The sequence below is a fragment of the Streptomyces sp. NPDC001744 genome, from assembly GCF_042892575.1.
Classification (GTDB): domain Bacteria; phylum Actinomycetota; class Actinomycetes; order Streptomycetales; family Streptomycetaceae; genus Streptomyces.
Genome location: NZ_JBIAUG010000029.1, coordinates 61,379 through 78,704 on the forward strand (window position 1 = coordinate 61,379; position 17,326 = coordinate 78,704).

The 17,326-nt window shown below is 76.3% G+C and carries 16 protein-coding genes and 1 pseudogene; 2 read left to right on the top strand and 15 right to left on the bottom strand.

Annotated features, from left to right (window positions below):
• Window positions 1-41: 41 nt before the first annotated feature.
• The 8 genes and pseudogenes from ACFYZY_RS27470 to ACFYZY_RS27505 form a co-directional block, all read right to left on the bottom strand.
• A pseudogene (locus tag ACFYZY_RS27470) lies at window positions 42-1,460 on the bottom strand (FAD-dependent oxidoreductase); the annotation flags it as partial.
• Window positions 1,444-1,707: a (2Fe-2S)-binding protein gene (locus ACFYZY_RS27475; RefSeq protein ID WP_388699283.1), complete on the bottom strand. Its 264-nt coding sequence runs from the start codon at window positions 1,705-1,707 to the stop codon at window positions 1,444-1,446. The gene ACFYZY_RS27475 and the pseudogene ACFYZY_RS27470, both read right to left, overlap by 17 nt.
• On the bottom strand, window positions 1,704-2,864 hold the full coding sequence (locus tag ACFYZY_RS27480) for an NAD(P)/FAD-dependent oxidoreductase (RefSeq protein ID WP_388699286.1): 1,161 nt from the start codon (window positions 2,862-2,864) through the stop codon (window positions 1,704-1,706). The genes ACFYZY_RS27475 and ACFYZY_RS27480 overlap by 4 nt, the downstream gene beginning before the upstream one ends.
• A 384-nt stretch (window positions 2,865-3,248) precedes the next feature.
• Window positions 3,249-3,590, bottom strand: coding sequence for a hypothetical protein (locus ACFYZY_RS27485; RefSeq protein ID WP_388699289.1), 342 nt, complete (start codon window positions 3,588-3,590; stop codon window positions 3,249-3,251).
• A 245-nt stretch (window positions 3,591-3,835) separates the two neighbouring features.
• Window positions 3,836-4,336: a GyrI-like domain-containing protein gene (locus ACFYZY_RS27490; protein WP_388699292.1), complete on the bottom strand. Its 501-nt coding sequence runs from the start codon at window positions 4,334-4,336 to the stop codon at window positions 3,836-3,838.
• A 168-nt stretch (window positions 4,337-4,504) separates the two neighbouring features.
• Complete coding sequence (locus ACFYZY_RS27495) at window positions 4,505-5,275, bottom strand: calcium-binding protein (RefSeq protein WP_388699295.1); 771 nt, start codon at window positions 5,273-5,275, stop codon at window positions 4,505-4,507.
• On the bottom strand, window positions 5,272-5,847 hold the full coding sequence (locus ACFYZY_RS27500) for a DUF417 domain-containing protein (protein WP_388699298.1): 576 nt from the start codon (window positions 5,845-5,847) through the stop codon (window positions 5,272-5,274). The genes ACFYZY_RS27495 and ACFYZY_RS27500 overlap by 4 nt, the downstream gene beginning before the upstream one ends.
• A 349-nt stretch (window positions 5,848-6,196) precedes the next feature.
• Window positions 6,197-6,712, bottom strand: coding sequence for a lytic polysaccharide monooxygenase auxiliary activity family 9 protein (locus ACFYZY_RS27505; RefSeq protein WP_388699301.1), 516 nt, complete (start codon window positions 6,710-6,712; stop codon window positions 6,197-6,199).
• A gap of 373 nt (window positions 6,713-7,085) precedes the next feature.
• On the opposite strand from ACFYZY_RS27505, the gene ACFYZY_RS27510 reads away from it, so the two are divergent.
• Both ACFYZY_RS27510 and ACFYZY_RS27515 read left to right on the top strand, forming a co-directional pair.
• Window positions 7,086-8,540, top strand: coding sequence for an alpha/beta hydrolase family protein (locus ACFYZY_RS27510; protein ID WP_388699304.1), 1,455 nt, complete (start codon window positions 7,086-7,088; stop codon window positions 8,538-8,540).
• 452 nt (window positions 8,541-8,992) lie between these two features.
• The gene (locus ACFYZY_RS27515) at window positions 8,993-10,078 is read left to right on the top strand and encodes a M23 family peptidase (protein ID WP_388699307.1); all 1,086 of its coding nucleotides are present in this window, start codon (window positions 8,993-8,995) and stop codon (window positions 10,076-10,078) included.
• Window positions 10,079-10,161: 83 nt separating this feature from the next.
• On the opposite strand, the gene ACFYZY_RS27520 is transcribed toward ACFYZY_RS27515, so the two are convergent.
• From ACFYZY_RS27520 to ACFYZY_RS27550, 7 genes are all read right to left on the bottom strand, one after another.
• Window positions 10,162-10,920 carry a 4'-phosphopantetheinyl transferase family protein gene (locus ACFYZY_RS27520; RefSeq protein ID WP_388699310.1) on the bottom strand — a complete coding sequence of 253 codons (759 nt, stop codon included), beginning with the start codon at window positions 10,918-10,920 and terminating at the stop codon, window positions 10,162-10,164.
• A gap of 7 nt (window positions 10,921-10,927) precedes the next feature.
• Window positions 10,928-12,217 carry an MFS transporter gene (locus tag ACFYZY_RS27525; protein WP_388699313.1) on the bottom strand — a complete coding sequence of 430 codons (1,290 nt, stop codon included), beginning with the start codon at window positions 12,215-12,217 and terminating at the stop codon, window positions 10,928-10,930.
• Window positions 12,218-12,396: 179 nt separating this feature from the next.
• Window positions 12,397-12,780, bottom strand: a complete 384-nt coding sequence (locus ACFYZY_RS27530) for a hypothetical protein (RefSeq protein ID WP_388699316.1) — start codon at window positions 12,778-12,780, stop codon at window positions 12,397-12,399.
• A complete protein-coding gene (locus ACFYZY_RS27535; protein WP_388699319.1) occupies window positions 12,777-14,114 on the bottom strand; it encodes a glutamate synthase-related protein in 1,338 nt (445 codons plus the stop codon). The genes ACFYZY_RS27530 and ACFYZY_RS27535 overlap by 4 nt, the downstream gene beginning before the upstream one ends.
• Window positions 14,111-15,124, bottom strand: a complete 1,014-nt coding sequence (locus tag ACFYZY_RS27540; RefSeq protein WP_388699321.1) for an asparagine synthetase A — start codon at window positions 15,122-15,124, stop codon at window positions 14,111-14,113. Before ACFYZY_RS27540 ends, ACFYZY_RS27535 begins: the two co-directional genes overlap by 4 nt.
• Window positions 15,125-15,243: 119 nt before the next feature.
• Complete coding sequence (locus ACFYZY_RS27545) at window positions 15,244-16,581, bottom strand: methylaspartate mutase (protein WP_388699323.1); 1,338 nt, start codon at window positions 16,579-16,581, stop codon at window positions 15,244-15,246.
• Window positions 16,578-17,069: a cobalamin B12-binding domain-containing protein gene (locus tag ACFYZY_RS27550; protein ID WP_388699326.1), complete on the bottom strand. Its 492-nt coding sequence runs from the start codon at window positions 17,067-17,069 to the stop codon at window positions 16,578-16,580. Before ACFYZY_RS27550 ends, ACFYZY_RS27545 begins: the two co-directional genes overlap by 4 nt.
• Between the last annotated feature and the right edge of the window lie 257 nt (window positions 17,070-17,326).

Sequence of the window (17,326 nt, forward strand, 5' to 3'; positions counted from 1 at the left end):
CCTGGGTGGGTGTCGGGGGCGGGTTCGCCCCGGCCGGGGACGGGTGCGGGGAGCCCGGCGAGCGCGCCGAGCGTGACGGGGGTCGCGATCAGCCGTTCCGTGGGGACGTAGGGCCCGCCGGCGCGCGTGAGGGCGTGCACGGCGGGGCCGCAGATCCGGCCCTGGCACCAGCCCATGCCCGCCCTCGTCAGCTGTTTGACCTGCCGGTGGTCGGCCGCCGAGCCGTCGGCGCACACCGACCGCACCGTGCCCGCGGCGACCTCCTCGCACCGGCAGACCGGTGTGTCGTCGGTCAGCCACGAGGGCCATGCCGGCGGGAGGGGGTGCACCTCGGCCGTCGCGCGGGCGAAGGCGCGGTGCCGGGCCACGGCGGCGCGCTCGGCGGCCAGGCGCCGGCGGTGGGGCGCTCCCGGCGCGCGGAGGTCGGCGAGCACGGACACGGCGGCGACGCGCCCCTCGCTCACCGCGAGCGCGGCCCCGCCCACGCCGCAGGTCTCGCCCGCCGCGTAGAGCCCGGACACGGTGGTGCGCTGTCCCTCGTCGACGGCCGCGGCCACGGTCCCGTCGCCCGCGTCGGCGAGGTCGCAGCCGAGGGGCACGAGCAGGTCGAGCTGGGGCACGAAGCCCCAGCCGACGCCCACGGTGTCGGCCTCGATCCGGCGTTCGGTGCCCCGCAGCGGTGTGCCGTCGGCGTCCACGGAGGCGACGCGCACCGCGGCGACCCGGCCCTCCCCCTCGGCGGCGACGATCGCGGTGCGGGTCAGGAACGGTACGCGGTACCGGGCGAGGGTGCCCGCGTACCGGGCGCCCTCGGCCCACTTGGCGGGATTGCGCAGCAGGGGCGAGGGGTGGCGCAGCCAGGCCGAGGGCGCGGCGGCCTCGCACACGGCGGCGACCTCGGCGCCCCGCGCGGCCAGGGCGGCGGCGACGGGCAGCAGGAAGGGGCCGGTCCCGCCGAGGACGACCCGGCCTCCGGCGACGACTCCTCCGCCCTTGAGCAGGGCCTGGAGTCCTCCGGCCGTGAGCACGCCGGGCAGGTCCCAGCCGGGGAAGGGGAGTTGGCGGTCGTACGCGCCGGTCGCCACCAGCAGGGCCGGGGCGCGCAGCACCACGGCCCGCTCCCCGGCCGCTCCGCCGCGGTCCACGGCGTGGACGGTGAACCCGTCCCCGTCGCGGGCGGCGGTCCACACGTGGTGGTTCAGCAGCAGGGAGAGCCTGCCGGTGCGCGCGTGGGCGGAGAGCGTGGCGCACAGCGCGCGGTAGGTGCCGAGCCCGTGGTACGGGCCGGCGGCCGGGAGGGTCTTCCGGGCGTGCCGCGGGGGGTGGCGCCAGAACTGTCCTCCGGGCGCGGCCCCGGAGTCGACGAGCACGACGCGCAGCCCCCCGTCGAGGGCGGTCGCGGCGGCCGCCATGCCGGCCGGGCCCGCGCCCACGACCACGAGGTCACCGGTCCCGTCCATCGCCGCCCTCCCCGGTCGTCACGGTCATGCCCGCGCGGGCCTCCACCAGGCAGGCGCGCTGCCCGCCCCGTCCGTCGACGGTCACCAGACAGTCGAAGCAGACGCCGATCCCGCAGAAGATCCCCCGGGGGCGTCCTCCGGTACGGGTCGTCCTCCAGGCCGTCCGGCCCGACGCGACGAACGCCGCCGCCAGTGTCTGGCCCGGTACGAACGGCAGCCGTTCGCCGTCCACGGTCAGTTCGGTCACGCGGGCACACCTCCGGTGGTCAGGAGTCGGTCGGGCAGGAGGCCCGGGTGGGCGGCCGGGTCGGCTCCGCGCCAGGACCGGCCGAGGAGGTGGGCGGTGACGAGCGCGCCGGTCGCGGGGGCGAGGCCGACGCCCGCGCCCTCGTGGCCGCAGGCGTGCAGCACTCCCGGGACCCGGGGGTCGGGGCCGACGACCGGCAGGTGGTCCGGACAGTACGGGCGGAACCCCCGGTAGGCGCGGATCAGGTGGACGTCGCGCAGGAAGGGGAAGAGACGGCAGGCCCCGGCGGCGAGCGCGGTGACGACGGCCGGGTTCATGGTGGTGTCGAAGCCGACGCGCTCCCGGCTGGCGCCGATCAGGATCGTGCCCCCGCGGGTGCCCTCGACCACGCACGAGGTCTCCAGGCCCGCGCCGTCGGAGGCGACGTTCGCCACGTAGTCGGCGGAGTAGACCTTGTGGCGGACCATCGGCGGCAGCGGTTCGGTGACGAGGACGAAGCCGCGTCTCGGCAGGATCTCCAGGGGCGCGCCGAGCCGGCGGCCGACCTCGCCGCCCCAGGTTCCCGCGGCGTTCACCACGGCGTCGGCGGGCAGCACGGTGCCGTCGGCGGTGCGGACCCCGGTGATCCGTCCGTCCCGTCCGGTGGTTCCCGCGAGGACCTCGCCGGTGCGGGTGCGGGCTCCGTGCCGGACCGCCGCGCGCAGCAGTGCGACGGCCGCGAGGACGGGTTGCACCTGGGCGTCCTGCGGGTAGTGGACACCTCCGGGGAGACCGGGGGCGAGGTGCGGTTCGAGGGCGACGACGCGGTCGACGGCCTCGGCGCGGACGCCGGCGGCCGTCTGGCGTGCCGCGAAGGCCCGCAGGGCGGTGAGCGCGCGGGGCGTGCCGGCGACGACCAGACCGCCCTTGGCCTCCAGTTCGAGGGTGTCGGGGCCGAGTTCCTCGCCCGCCTCGTCCCACAGGACGCGGCTGAGCCGGGCCAGGTCCAGCTCGGGCCCGGGTTCCTTGTCGGACAGGAGGACGTTGCCCTCCCCCCGGCCGGTCGTGCCCGCGCCGACGGGTCCCCGGTCGACGACCGTGACGTCCAGCCCCGCGGAGGCGGCGTGGAAAGCGCACGCGGCGCCCACGATGCCCGCGCCCACGACGACGACCTTCACACCCACCCCCTAGTGCAATGTCACATGCCATCGGGCAGGCTATCCGTCCGTTCGGCCCGAGGGCAACGGCGCCGGACCGTCGACTTTCGCTCCGCACCCGGCGGCGTACGGTCCGGCCCGTGCGGGGGGGCGTGTCGCGGTGTGACCGTGCGGGTTTCCCGCCGCGTCTCGCTCTCGCCGGCCCCGGGACCGTGTTCGGCGTGGGGCGGCCGCCCCACCGGCGTGAACGTCAGCCGCGCGACGGCGCGCGGGGGATCGTGACCGGTGGCCGGTTCACCCGGGGCGACGGGCCGCTTTCGCGACCCGCCCCGTCCTCCGGCCGGTGCGGATCGAGCCGCACCGGCCGGGGCCCCGGAAAGGAACCCGGCCCGCCGGGAAGTGCCTTCAGGCCCAACGGCTGCAGTAGTCCACGGCGGAACCGTCCTTGGTCAGGCAGACCTGCACGGTCGCCCTGGCGGCCGTTCCCTGGATCCTGATGTTCTTCCGGGTGCCCTTGGGGCAGGCGATGGGGTCCACGTGGTGGACGTAGTCGTCGGACTTCACCCGGACCTGGGCGCACCAGCCGTCGGCCTCGACGTCCTTCACCGTTCCGGTGACGCGCCAGTTCCACTGGCCGTCGCTGTAGCCCCACCACTCGACCTTGAGGGTGGCGGTACCGCCGGGGGCCCTGTCGCTGGTCTTCAGGGTGACGGTACGGGACGCCGCCTCCGCGGACGGGGCCGTCACCAGGCCTCCTCCCACCAGTAGCGCGGCTCCGGCAAGTGCCGTCAGACTGCGATGACGCATGAACCCTCCCGTGGGACGAGGCGTGGACATCGCGCGTCCCTCCCGGAAACCGGCGGGGCGCGCTCACCTGCGCAAGTGTGGCGGTTCGGGAGGTGGAGTTCCTTGGCGATGGGCGTCCAACCATTGGCTTTCGGCGCACACTTGCCTTCGGACACGGAAGCGGTGGACGCGACCGGCGGTCCGGATCACAGGACGGGGACGCAGAGTTCGCACAAGTGCCGGGCGAGCAGCCGGGGCCGGTACCGTTCGAGGACGGGGCGGGTGGCGTCGGGGGTGAGGCCCTGGGCCGCGAGGCGGTCGAACAGGCCGGACCAGGCGTGTGCGAGGCCCTCGGGGGTGTGCGCGGTGGTGAGGACCGCGTGGCGACCGCCGGCGAGGCGGGTCTCCAGGATCTCGGGGCGACGGCCCTCGGCGTCCTCGGGCAGCACGAGGCAGGCGTCGTAGCGGCAGTCGCGGGGCGGGGTGCGGGCGGGGTCGTCGCGGGCGATGCCCAGGACGGCGGAGTCGGCGCGCAGCAGGCCGTTCGCGGCGGCCCAGGACTTGAGGCTTTCCATCTGCTTTCCGTTGGCTTCCCCGTACGGACCAGTTCGCCTCAGGCAGGCGATGCGGAATTCCGGTATTTCCTCCACGGTGAACACGCTTTCCTCCTTCGTCCGGGCGGAACGGAGGCAACCGCAGCAAGGCATAAAACGCTTTTCTCGAATGCGATTTCCACCGGTTGCGAAGCGGCCGTGCCGGAAGGCGCGGACCCGGCGGCCGGGGCGGTGGGCTCTTCCGCCGAGGCCCCGCCGACCGGTTTCGCGCGGCTGTTCCTCCGGGAAACCGGAGGAACGGCCACCGCCGGGGGGGCGCGGCTACCGCAGGACGACATCGCGGCCCGGGCCGCCTTCTGCGGCGTCCCTCCCGGGACCGCCGGCGACCAGGTCGTCGCCTTCCCCGCCGTCCAGGGTGTCGTCGCCCGGACCACCGAGGACGATGTCGTCGCCGTCTCCGCCCAGGGCGTGGTCGTCGCCCGGGCCGGCGTGCACGACGTCCGCGCCCTCGTACGCCTCGATCACGTCGTCGCCCGGGCCGCCCCGCATCCGCTGGTCGCCCTCGTCGCCCATCAGGTGGTCGGCGCCGTCGCCGCCGTCCAGGACCGCGCGCCCCATGACCATGTCGTCGCCCGCGTCGCCCCGTACCGTGTGCGCGGTGTGGGCGTGCAGGGTGTCGTCACCGGGGCCGCCGCTGACGGTGGCGACCGCGGGGTCGCCGGTGACGATCGTGTCGTCGCGGTCGCCGAGGAAGACGTCGATCCTGTCCGGCCGGGAGCCGCCGGTGGGCAGTTCGCAGACGACGAAGGTGTCGTTCCCGGGTTCGAGGTACGCGCAGTGGTCGCCGGGGGTGAGCGGGACCGCGTCGCGGAAGCCGATCCGCCGGACTCCGGCGCCGAGGTCCATGGGGATCACGTGGAGGTCGTTGACCTGTCCCGCGGCGGCGGTGAAGACGATCGAGCGGGTCGTCCGGTCGGCGCCGACGCGGGCCTTCGCCCCGGCGGCGGGGGCGGCGGACGCCGGGGCGGTGGCGAGACCGGTGGCGAGCAGGGTCACGGCGGCGGTGCGGGCGACGGTTGCGTATCGGTTCACGGGACCTCGTTCCGAGGGGACGGCCGGTGGACCCGGCTGGTGGGGGGACGACGGCCGGAGGCCCGGCGGGCGGTCGTGACGGCAGCGTCCTCGTGACCGTCCCTCCCGGACGGAGGGCGGTTCGCGGGCTGTTCGGCGGGGGTCGCGGTGTCCGGGGCGGGCCGTCGTCGCGCGCTCCGGCGCCCCGGGCGTCCTCGCGGCGCCGGTCGGCCCCGTTCGTCCGCCGCCACCACGAGGCAGGCCGCGACCAGGGCGACGTTCTTGATGACGTACTGGCCCTCCAGGGTGGGGACCGGCACGCCCTCCTGCCACATCTCCCCGGGGAGCAGCAGGAGCGCGGAGAAGACGCCGGTCATGTGGGCGAAGAACCCCGCCAGGGCCACGCGGAGCAGCACTCCCGTGACGAGGCCGAGGCCGATGGCCGTCTCGGCCACCGCCAGCGTCCGCAGCAGCGCGTCCGGAGGCAGCAGGCCGAAGGTGAGTTTCGTCGCGGTCCGGACGGCCACCCCCTCGGCGGGACTGGCCTCGGGGAAGAACTTGAGGACTCCGAAGCAGAGGAACACCGCGCCCACGCAGACCCCGAGGAGGACCGGACCGCTCCTCCGGGCCCAGCGGGTCAGGGACCGGATCGTCCGGGTGACCCGTCCGCCGTTCCCGGTTCCCTCCGGAGCGGGCCCCCGAGGGGGGCGCGGGTTTCGCTCGCCGACTCTCTTCACCGCCGTACCCGCCCTTTCACGCGTGCTTCCGTGGGGTCGTCCGAAGGCGCCCGGGTCCGGTCGTCCCGGCGTCCGGGCATCCGGGCATCCGAGTGGGGAGGAGGTGCCCGGAGCGGACTGCGTGCCGTCCGCTCCGGGCACCGGGACACCGGCCGGTCCCGGTGGGGCCGTTCCGGCCCGGCGGGGCCGGGCGGGTGCCGCCGCGTCAGCTCACGTTGACGTCCACGCAGGCGTAGAAGGCGTTGGCGGTGTCCGCGATGTTCCACACGGCCAGGACCTTCTGCCGGCCGGTCAGGCTGCCGAAGTTCACCTGGTGGGTGACGGTCGCGCCCGGCCGGGCGCCGCCGTCGTCGAACTCCGCGATCTTCCGGCCGCCCGCGTAGTACTGCCAGGTACTGGTGGCGTGGCGTGCCGTCAGCCGCCAGTTGAAGCTGGTCGTCCGGCCGACCGGGGTGACCTTCCAGCCCTTGCTGTCGTTGTCGAGCTCGGCGAAGGCGGCGTTCCCTCCGCTGCAGCTCATCAGGCCCTTGGGGCCCTCGACGCTCTGCGGTTCGTACTTGATGGAACCGCAGGGGACCACGCCGGCCGCGCACTGGGCCTGCCGGCTGGGGGGCGAGGAGATGTAGCCGTGCGCGTTGGCGCCGCCGGCCGGCAGGCTCACGGCCAGGAGCGGGGCGATCCCCGCGCCGATGACGGCGGCCAGCGTCTTCTTGCTCTTCATGACGACTCCTTCGTGGGGGTTCGCGTCTGCCCGCCCAGGAGCAGGACAGGCATGAGCATGTCAAGCAACGACTCCATGGCCACGGGGAAGGCCAGGACCGGCGACGAAAGCGTACCCGGCTTGGTCTAGACCAAGCTATGGGTCGGGCGCGACCTCCGTGCCCGGACGCGGCCCGGACGTCCGCCTCCGGAGAAGCGCCGGAGCGGCCGTTCGCCCGGCGCGTCCGGCGGCTCCGGCGGCTCCGGCCGCACCGGCGGGAGTCCGGATGCGACTCCGGTCGTACGGCGGCGCGCTCCGGAGGGCGACTCCGGTCGTACGCGGTGGCGACCCGGGGGCGATGCGGCGCCGTGCGTCCCGCCCGGAGGATGACCGGGTGACCGAGATCATCGCGGGACTGTACGTGTCCCCTCCGGAACTCCTCGTCCTGGCGGCCGCCGTCGCGCTGGTGGTGGCAGGTCGGCTCCCTCCCGCCGCCCGCCCGCGCGTCACGGTCGCGGCGGTGGCGGTTCTCGTGCCGTCCGCGCTCGTGCTGGGCGCGGTGGGAATCCGCTGGCAGATGCTGCCCGTCCTGGCGGGCGCCGCCGTCGCGCTGCCGTTCGCCCTCTCCCCCCTGCTGCGGCGTCGCGCCGGCCGGCCGGTGCGGCGGGTCCGGTGGTGGGTGGCGTTGCCGGGATCGGTGGCCTGCGTCGTCCTGATCGCCGCGGGCCCGGTCGCCGCGTGGGCCTTTCCCGTGCCCGTGTTCCCCGAGCCGTCGGGCCGTTTCGCGGTCGGCACCCGTGTGCTGCAGTGGACCGACCCGGGCCGCCCCGAGACCTTCACCGCCGATCCGCACGACCGGCGCACGGTCGTGGTCCAGCTCTGGTACCCCGCGCGGAAGAGCCCCGCGAACGCGCCGCGGGCCCAGTACCTCGGCCGCACGGAGCACGAGGCGCGCATCGTTTCCGAGGCCCTGGCCCGTGGGGTCGGCCTGCCGGGCTTCCTGGTCGACGGCGTCCCGCGCGCCCGCACCCGTTCGGTCTTCGACGCCCCGGCGGCCGGGGGGAACGAACGGTTCCCGGTCGTGCTGTTCTCCCCCGGGGCGGGCGGGGTGCGCACCCAGAACACCGCCTGGGCGGAGGAACTGGCCAGCCACGGCTACGTGGTCGCCGCCCTCGACCACCCGTACGACTCCTCGGCCGTCGTCCTCGCCGACGGCCGGACGATCCGCTCCAGGACCGCCTCCACCGGGGACCGGGAGGAGGACGACAGGGCCGCGGCCGCCTGGACGGCCGTCCGGGCCGCCGACCTCTCCTTCGTCCTCACCCGGCTGGAACGGCTGGACCGCGACGGGACCGCCGGTCCGCCGGCCGGGCGCCTGGACACCGGCCGGGTCGCGGTCACCGGCCACTCCATGGGCGGGGCCGCCGCCCTGCAGGCGGCCCGGCAGGACGGCCGCTTCGACGCCGTCGTCGACCTGGACGGCTACCCCCACGGGCCCCTCTCCCCCGCCCTGCGCCGGCCGGTGCTCGCGCTCACCCAGGCCATCACGCCCGAAACCGACCCGCGTTACCTGCCCCGCCTCACCCGGGCCCTCGCGGCCGGCACCGCGACGAGCTACCGGCTCACCGTCCCCGGCACCACGCACCTCACCTTCATGGACGGCCCCCTGTACCTGCCGCCCGTGCCCTCGGTGGTCGGCTCCCGGGGCCGCGCCGGGAGTCCGCGCGTCGTGGCCGCGATCACCCTCGCCTTCCTGGACTCGACGCTGCGGCACGAACCCGGTGACCCGGCCGCCGCCCTGGCGGCCCACGGCGACCTGAGCGTCCATCACCCCGGCGACAGCCCCTGACCGGCCCCGGACGCCCCGCCCCCCACCGCCTCCGGAACGGCCTTCGCCCCGGCGTCATTGGGCCGACAAATGACGGCGCTCCGACGTGGTTGACGCGCGTTGACCAGGGACGCCACACTCTTGCAGGTACATGTCAAAGGGGAGGGGAGCGGGTCGACGCGCGGACGTGCTTCGCACCCTCTCCCCGGAACCGCCCGGACCGGTGGCCGCCGTTCCCGGCCACACGCCTTCCCGGAGATCCCCGACACCGACGCGCCCGGGCCACGGGACGGAGCGGCCGGATGCCCGCCCACGGTGACCGCGTCCGCGCCGGACACCCGCCCCCGCCGCCCGCCCCGCGGGCACTCCGCCGCAAGCCCGCACGCGACCCGTACGAAGCACGAGACCCGAAGGAAATCCGAAGAAAACCCGAAGGAAACCCGAAGGAAACCCGAAGAAAAGGGGTACCGCCCATGTTCTCCGGTCTCTCCGCGAGAATCACCGTCACCGCACTCGCCGTCACCGGGCTGCTCGCCGTCGCGCCGTCGGCGCCGGCGACCCCCGGAAGTTCGCCCACGCGCCCGGCCGTCGCCGCCGGTTCACCGTCCGCCGGTGTCACCGTGAAGATGCCGGCCTCCGTCGCCGGCCGCCTCGGCACCGAGCGCGGGGCGCTGGTGGACGCCGTCTCCGCGGACGTCCTCTCCCGGTTCCACGACGCCAGGGGCCTCGCTCCGGCCGCCGCCGTCGGCAAGCTCGCCGCCGAGGGCCGCGAGGTGGTCGTCGACGTGCGCGCCGTCGCGGGCGACTGGGCCCGCGGCGTCGCCTACGTCGAGGCGTCCCGCACGCGGCACGGCGCGCCCGAGGGCTGGCTCTACCTCGCCCACCGCGAGGACGGACGCTGGGTCGCGGGCCTCGAGGGCGACCGCGAGTTCGCCGACCACGTGGCCCGGTCCCCGCTGGTCGGCGCGGCGGAACGGCGGACCATGACGGCGTACGCCGAGCGCAGGACGACGCCGCAGCTGTCGCCGGCCGGGGCCCAGGCCAACACCAACGGACTGCTGCTGCCCTGGATGCCCGACTACTACATGACCCTGACCGGCGGCCCGCACGCGCACGACGGCGCGACCGGCTACTGGAGCGCCCTCGACTTCGCCGGCGGCAACGCCAGCGGTCTGGTCCGTTCGTCCCGCGAGGGCACGGCGACCTCGATGTGCGGCGCCGGCGGCGGCTGGACCCGGGTGATCCACCCCGGCGGCTTCTCCACGGACTACTACCACATGCGGAACACGACCTACTACAACGGGACGGCGATCTCCCGCAGCGCCCTGCTCGGCAGCATCGGCACCGACACCTGTGCCGGCGGTTCCGCGACCGGGGCCCACGTGCACTGGAGCCTGCGCACGTACGACGCCAACTACGTCGGCCAGTACACCTGGCTGAACGGCCGCACCATCGGCGGCTGGACGTGGTCGAACGGCTCCGGCCAGTACTCCGGCTGCGGCGCCCGTCTCGGCTACACCGCCTGCCCCGGCACCGCGATCTACAACCGCGCCAGCTGACGGCCCTCCGGCGCCTTCGCACGCGGCCCCGCCGCCGCGTGCGAAGGCGTCCCGCCCGCCGGGCGGCGGAACGGTCCCGGCCGTCACAGGCGCACGGCCACCGCCGCCCGGTGGCCGTCCGGGACGAGCACGTCGGCGAGGAACCATCCCGCCGGGGCGGCGGGGACCGGTCCGGCACCCACGTAGTCGGCCGACGGGTCGGCGCCGAGTCCGGTCCCGAGCCCCTTGAGGTACGCCTCCTTCCTCGTCCACACCCGGGTGAACGCGCCGGGGCGGCGGGCCGGGGCGAGGACGGCGAGCTCCGCCGACTCCGCCGGGTGGAGCACCTCCTCGGCCTCCTCGGCCGTGTGCGGCGGCGGCACGCGCTCGATGTCCACCCCGACCGGGGTGGAGGCGAGGGCGATCAGGCTCAGCCCCTCGCAGTGCGAGAGCGAGAAGTGCAGGCGCCCGCCGGGCAGTACGGGACGGCCGTGCGGCTCGCCGCAGCAGGGGCAGGGCGCGCGGGCCACCGACACGGCCCGGGGCGCGATCCCCAGGCGGGCGCCGAGCAGGCGGCGCAGCCCCGCGTGCGCGCACAGGTAGGTGGCCCGGTCGGCGGGCCGGCGGAACTCCTCGGCACGGGCCAGCTCCGTCCCGTCCAGGACGAGGGAGCCGTACCGGCCGACGGCCTCCTGGTGGACCTCGGTGGCCACCAGCCACAGCTCCGGACGCGCCGGCCGGAGCGCGGACGGTTCGGGGAGCACCCCGGTGAGGGGCGGCAGCGCTGCCGGGGCCAGCGGACCCCCCGGAGGAGGGGCGGGCGGGGGCAGGGCGGGCGGGGACGGAAGAACCGGTCGGATCATGTCTGCCTCACACGGAAGTGGCGGTGATCTCCGGTGCGGTACGGGCACGGGCTCCGGCGCGCGGAGCGGCCGGGTCCGTACCGCCGCCGCGCAGGGCGACGGCCGCGGCGATCGGGGACAGGAGGGCGAGGCCCGCGCAGAGCAGCCAGGTCCCGGTCACCCCGAGGTGCAGCGAGACGGGGGTGAAGAGGGCCAGGGAGAGGGGTGCCGCGCCGATGCCGGAGAGCGTGAAGGTGGACATCGCGGCGCCCATCCGGCCTTCGGGGACGGCCTGTTGGTAGGCGGTGACGAGGGCGGGGGCGTTGAGTCCGGACAGGAGGCCGACGGCGCCGGCCGTGGCGGCGAGCACGGGGGCGGTGGGGACGAGCGCCATGGCCGCCATGCCGGCCGCGAGGCCGGTTCCGGTCACCACCAGTTTGGCGTGGGCCGGGATGCGGTGGGCGAGGAGCGCGCCGAGAGCGGCGGAGGCGAGCGCGCCGGCGCCGAAGGCGACCAGGACCATGGCCACGGCGCCGACGCCCCAGCCCCGGTCGGTGGCGCGCAGGGGCAGCGCGACCTCGGCGGGCCACAGGAACGCCAGGTCCATGCAGAAGCAGGCGACGAACATCCACCGCAGGCGCGGGTGGGCGGCCAGGAGGCGGAACCCGTCGCCGCTCCGGGAGAGCAGGGAGGGCCCCTGCGGGGGGCGTTCGGGGCGGGTCATGCCGCGGGTCACGTGGGCGGCGCACCCCAGCCAGACGGCACAGCCGACGGCGGAGGCCGCGACGGCTCCGGGGATGCCCCCGGCGACGACGAGCCAGGCGCCGAGCGGCGATCCGGCGATGGGCGCCAGGCGCAGCACCATCGAGAAGAGGGAGTTGGCGCGGCCGAGCTGCTCGGGGGAGGCGAGGCGGGGCAGCAGGACCCCGGAGGCCGGGCCCGTGAGGCCGAGCAGGACGCCGTCGGCGAGGGCGAGGGCGACCAGCGGCCACAGGCTTTCGGTGGTGGCGGTGACGAACGCCCCGGCCGCGAGGACGGCGACGCGGACACCGGTCGCGCGGAGCAGGACCGCGCGGGGGCCGAGCACGTCCGTGAGGGCGCCGCCGAAGAGGAGCAGCAGGGCGCGCGGGAGGGTGGCGGCGAGGGTGACCGCCGTGACGGCACCGCGGCCGCCGAGCTGGACCGCGGTCCAGCTCATGGCGATCAGGAGGGCGAAGCTGCCCGCCTGGACGGCGGCCTGTCCGACGACGAGGCTGCTGACGCGCGGCCAGTCGACGGAGGGCTGGGGGCCGGGAGGGGCGGGGGTCGTCGTTCCCATGGGGTCGGCTTTCTGTCGTCGGGGGCGCGTCGGGGTCGCGGAAGCGGGCGGGCGTACGGGGCGGGCCCGAAGGGGCTCGGGGACGGGCGCGGTCGGAGGACGGGGCGGGACCGCCCGGGATCGGTGACGGTCCGGGTCCGGAGCGGCCCGGGAACCCGGGCGGGCGGGACGGACCCGGGTCAGGGCGGTCCGCAAGCCGTCCGGGGCGGGGCGGTACGGGGAGGGGCGGGCGGCCGGACGGCGACGTGGACGCCCGCGGTGTCGCCGCGGAGGCCCGCGGCGACGGCGAGGGCCACGGCGCGGTCGGCGGCCCGGCGGACCGCGCGCCGCCGGCGCGGGCACCGGGCGGCGGAGCGCGGGGCGCGGAGTTCGACCCGGCCGCCGAGGTGGCCCCGGCCCGCCTCCGCGAGGGCGCGCTGCGCGGTCCGCCGGGCCGCGGCGGCGAGGCCGTCCGGGCCGCCGGGCCCCTCGCCGGGGACGGTCACGGCGATGCCGGGGAGTTCCCGTACGGAGAAGCGGGCGTGGACCGTGCGGCCGCCGCCGCGCGGCCGCCGCGCGGTCACGGCGTCGCCCCGGCGCGGTCGGGGCCGGCCGGCTCGGGCGGGCCGGTGGTGTGCCCGGGGCGGGAGCCGTACGGATGCCCCTCGGGCCACCACAGGTCCTCCGGGCCGAGCGCGGCGACGGCGTACTTGCCCAGCGCGCTCACCAGCAGGCGCAGTTCGAGGGCGATGCTCTCGACGAGGCGTTCCAGGCCGTGCTCGGGGTCCTCGTCGACGGCGAGCAGGGCGGCCCGGCCGAGACCGGCGGCGGTGGCGCCGAGGGCGAGGGCGCGCAGGACGCGCCCGCCCTCCCACATCCCCCCGCCGGCGAGGAGGCACCCGGCCGGGGGCCCGACGCGGCGCAGGCATTCGCCGAGGGGCAGGCCGACCTGGTCGAGGAAGACGCCCGGGGCCCAGCCGGTGCCTCCCTCGGCCCCGTCGACGGTGACGGCGTCCGCCCCGGCGTCCCAGGCGGTGCGGGCGGCGTGGGCGATGTCACGGCCGGGGTGGAACTTCACCCAGGTGCGGGCCTTGGGGAAGTTGTTGCGCATGAAGCGGAGTTGCTGGCGGAGGATCTCGTCGGTGAAGGTGCCGGGGGTGGCGCAGCGGAGCCGGTGTTCCCCGTCGGGGCCGAAGACCTCGCGGACGGTGAAGCGGTGGGCGAGCCGTTCGGCCTCGGCGCGGCCGACGACGGTCATGCCGCCGAGCCCGGGTTTGGCGCCCTGGCCGGTCTTCAGTTCGAAGGCGAGACGGCCGGTGTCCAGGAGGGGGCGGGTGGCGGGGTCGCTGTAGAGGAGGTTCCAGACTTCGGAGTCGGCGTCCTCGGTGGACTGCTGGACGACGATGCCGCCGGTTCCGTCGGGCGCGGCGTCGAGGTACGCCTCGATGCGGGTGAGCAGGGCGGAGCGGGTGGCGTCGCCGGCCCGGCGGTAGCCGTGGACGGGGACCATGTTCTCCCCGATGACCATGGGGATGCCGAGGCGGGCGGCCTGCCGGCTCGCGTGGACGGCGAGGTCGCCGCTGCCGGCGCGGGTGGAGCCGAAGGCGGAGAGGTAGAGGGGCAGCCGGGCGGCGAAGCCCCCGGTGCGCGTGGTGAGGTCGACGTCGGTGAACTCCGGTTCACGGGCGAGGTCGATGAGCTTCTCCAGGCGCTCGGGCATGAAGACGGGCGGGACGATGCGCGCCCGGTCGAGGGCGTCGCCGGAGCCGTGGCCGATGCCCGTGCCGTCTGCCGTACCGCCCGGTCCGAAGAGCCGCGTGCCGTACGCGGCGGGGTCGGGGAAGACCTCCGCGGTGCCGCGCCGGGCCCGGGCGCGTACGGACGCCTCGGGGAATCCGGGGGCGCCGAGGGCGGTCACGGGGCCACCGCCCCGGGGAGCTTCGGGTAGGCGCTGACCTGCCAGAGGGCGTCGAGCCCGGTGAGGAAGCGGACCAGGCGCTGGAGCCCCATGCCGAAGCCGGCGCTGGCCGGGATGCCCTCGCGGGCCTCCTTGAGGTACCAGGCGTACTTGGCGGGGTTCTCGCCGCTCTCCCGCATGCGGGTGACGAGGGTGGCGTAGTCGGACTCGCGTTCGCTGCCGGAGACCAGCTCGCCGTAGCCGTGCGGGGCGATCAGGTCGAAGTTGCGCAGGACCCCGGGGCGTTCGGGGTCCTCGCGGTCGTAGAAGCCCCGGGAGCCCTTGGGGTAGTCGTCGACGAAGAAGGGGCGGTCGCTCTCCAGGGAGAGGAGCCGTTCGCCGGTCCAGTCGATCTCGCCGTCGGGGTTCTGCGGGTGGCCGGAGGCGAGGAGGCGGGACACGGCCTCCTCGTGGGTGCGGACGTCGTACTTGCCCGCGCGGACGTCGGCGAAGTCCCCCTCCCGCCGGCCGAGGCCGGTGAGGAGTTCGGGGACGGCCGTCCAGACGTGTTCGGTGACGTGGGTGAGCAGGCCGGCGGCGATCTCCTGGACGTCCTCGCGGCTCGCGCCGGCGACCTCCACGTCAATCTGGTGGAACTCGACGAGGTGGCGGCCGGTGGTGGCGGTCTCCTCGGGCTCCACGCGGACGTTGGGGGCGATGTAGAAGAGCTTCGGGAAGCCGTGCAGGGACGCCTGCTTGTAGAGGATGGCGCTGGTCATCAGCTTGTAGGGGTGTCCGTAGTAGTCGACGTCCAGCGCCTTGGCGCCCCGGCCGCCGGGGTCGGTGACGGGGCCGACGAGCGGCGGCAGGAGTTCGGTGAACCCCTCGCCGTACAGGAAGTCGCGGGCGGCTCTGAGGACTTCCTGCTGGACGAGCATGGCGGACCTCAGCCGCGGTGAGCGGAGGTGTTCGCCGAGCGGGGGCGGGGTGGCCGGCGCGGCCGGCGTGCCGGCGGGAAGGGGCTGGTCCATGGCGGGGCTCCTGTTCGTGGTGGGTGGGGACGGACGGGGCGGGTGTTCGGGCGGGTCCCCCGGGGGGACGGCCGGGTCCGCCGGAGAGAGGTCGTGGCGGGAAGCCGGGCGGCGGGCGGTCAGACGGTGAGCGGGGCGGTCCTCGGGCGGCCCCGGTCGCCGCCCCCTCCCCCGTCGTCCCCCGGCCGCCGCTCTCCGTCGTGGCGGTCGGAGACGTGGCGGAGGGAGGCGAGCAGGCCGTCCGCCGTGAGGGGGACGGCGTCGGCGGCCGGGTCGGCGGGGATCGGCATGGCGCCGGTACGGGCCCACCGGAGCCGGCCCGCCGAGTCGATGAAGCCGCGCGAGCGGCCGGGGTTGTCGGGGTGGAGGCAGAACGGGACGTCGAGGAGCCCCCGGGCGAAGGCCGCCGGCAGGGCGCGGGACAGGTCGGGGTGGAGATCGAGGACGGTCTCGACCAGGGTGCGCGCCTCCTCGTACACCTCGCCGCACGCCTCCCCGTCCGCGTCCGCCGCGGGGTCGGGCGCGGGGGGTCCGGCGAGCGCGGCGGCCGCGGCGGCGGTCTCCAGGGCGCGGACGTTCTCCTCGACGGTGGGGATGCGGTGCGCCTCGGCGGCGGTCTTGACGATCAGCCGTCCCGCGCCGGAGCGCACGGCGAGGCGGGCGGACGCCTCCAGGAGGCGGGTGGCGCCGCGTTCGGTGCGGGGGAAGACGCCCATGTACGTGTAGAGGACGACGTGGTGCTCGACGCCGGCGGGCAGGAACTCGGCGGCGAGGCGGCGCAGGGCCCGTACGGCCTCCTCGTCCTGGCCGGGGTCGGTCTGCTGGGCGTAGCTCAGGGAGACGCTGCGCAGCCCGTGCTGGGCGAAGAACAGGCACTCCAGGACGCTGGTCGCGACCAGCAGGCCCGGCGGGCAGAGCTGGCCGAGCAGGCAGCCGCCGAAGCTCTCCAGGTGGGGGGTGGTGCCGGGGCGGGCCGTGCCGGCGAGCAGTTCGCAGGCGCGGGCCCATGCCTCGACGGACTCCCGCAGGGGGGTGCGGCCGTAGGGCAGGCAGTACGAGACGGGGCCGCCCTCCGTGGCGGTCAGGCCGGCCGCGGCGAGGGCCCGGACGATGGCCCCGGGCCGGGCGGAGCCGTGCCGGACCTGGACCGGGAAGTCCTCGTCGTGGAGCCCTTCGAGGAGGGCGCGGGTGGTGGCGGGCCCGTGGGTGGCGATCGGGTAGCCGTTGAGGGGGGCTCCCTCGGCCACGGCGGCGCGGGCGGCGGCGAGGTCGCCGACGCGGGTGTAGCTGTCGACGGTCAGGGTGCCCGCGGTGTGGGCGGTGGCGGCCCGCGTCCGTTCGAGCCCGTCCCTCATCCGGCCCGGGTCGCCGAAGCCCATGCGGGGCTGGACGACGAGCCGGCCGGCGGCGGCGGAGTTCGCGACGAACGTCCCGAAGGAGGGGACGGAGGCGGTCAAACCCGCACCTCCCCGCGGGAACCGGCGGTCTTCCGGTGCGGCCCGGCGACCCCTCGGTGCGGTCCGGCGACCTCCCGGCGCGATCCGGCGACTTCCCGGCGCGGTCCGGCGAGGAAGCCGCGCAGGGCGTCCAGGTCCTCGCCGAGGACGGCGTCGCAGCCCGCCGCGAGCAGACGCGCGACGTCCGCCTCCTGGCGGTGGCCGGCGACGCCGAGCTTCCCCCCGAGCACCACGGGCAGGGCGGCGAGGGCGGGTTCGGCGCGCAGCCGGCGGACGGCGGCGAGGCCGTCGCGGTAGCCGTGGCCGTTGACGCTGCTGAGCACCACCGCGTCGGGGGCGTGCCGCAGACAGGCGGCGGCGATGAGGTCGGCGTCCGCACAGGGACCGAGCCCGACGACCTCGTACCCCAGCTCCTCCAGGAAGAGCCCGAGGTACACGAGATTCCACGTATGGGAATCCGACGCGGTTCCGCTCAAGAGAATCTTCATGCCTGAAGAATAGAGTTCGACACACCTGCGGAGGGGAAGTGGGAGCGGCAGCAAGGACCGGCACTTTCATTTCCGTATTTCCGCTCCGGAACCCCTCCCCCGCAAAAGGAAAAGGCGCCGCGGGGGGCGGGGGGGGGGGGGGGGGGGGGGGGGCGCGGGGGGGGGGGGGGGGGGGGGGGGGGGGGGGGGGGGGGGGGGGGGGGGGGGGGGGGGGGGGGGGGGGGGGGGAAACCCGGCCCCCCCCCCCCGCCCCCCGG